The 944-nt window shown below is 67.3% G+C and carries 1 pseudogene; it reads right to left on the reverse strand.

Features of this window, described 5'->3' with window-relative positions:
* Nucleotides 1–913 (reverse strand): annotated as a pseudogene (locus ACXET9_RS16075) (IS5 family transposase).
* Nucleotides 914–944 lie beyond the last annotated feature (31 nt).

Here is a 944-nt window from a genome sequence, read left to right on the forward strand (position 1 = left end):
CTAGGCCGTGTTGCTAAATGCGCTGGTGAGCCAGTGGAGTGTCGCGGCGAGGCAGAGGCCGGCGTGGTAGTTCCGCGCGGTCTTGTCTGAGCGCATCGCGATCCCGCGCCACTGCTTGAGCTTGTTGAAGCACCGTTCGACGACGTTGCGGCCGCGGTAGCGGGCCCGCTGCTGGTCACCGAAGTCGATCGGTCGACCTCGGCGCTTGCGTCGATGGGCGATCTGATCGTCACGCTCCGGGATCGTCGCGGCGATCCCGCGCTCGCGCAGCCAGGCCCGGTTCGCCTTCGATGGGTAGCCCTTGTCCGCGAGCACCCGCTCCGGCCTCGACCGTGGCCTGCCCCGAGCGCCGGGGACGCGGATCTCACTCAGCGTCGCGGCAAGCATGCTGGTGTCCGCTGCTTGCCCCGGGGTGAGGATGAACGCGAGAGCCCTGCCCTTCCCGTCGCAGACCAGGTGATTCTTCGTCGTCAGCCCACCGCGGGACCGGCCGATCGCATGATCAGGCGGCTCCTCACCGAACTTCTTGTCGTTCGATAGAGCCCCCCGTGGTGCGGGGAAGTGTCGCACCGTGCTGGTGAACGCGCACGATCGTGGAGTCGATCGACGCGACCCAATCCAGGTCCCCGGACTGCTGCGCGAGCGACTGCGTCTTCTCCAGCACCCGCGCCCACACCCCCTGCTCGGACCACCGGTTGAAGTTCTTGTAGATCGTGTTCCAGTTCCCGAACCGCTCCGGCACGTCCCGCCACGGCGCTCCCGTTCGGAACCGCCACGCCGTCGCCTCGACCACCGTGCGTCGGTCCACCGGAGGTCGCCCCGTCGACTTCGCAGTCGGGAACAGCGGTCCGATCACCGACCACACCTCATCCGAGATCACATCACGCGACACGCGTTCAAGACTCGCCCACAAGGCACCCGAAGGCGTTTAGCAACACGGCCTA

The sequence above is a fragment of the Brachybacterium netajii (SeqCode) genome, from assembly GCF_054114245.1.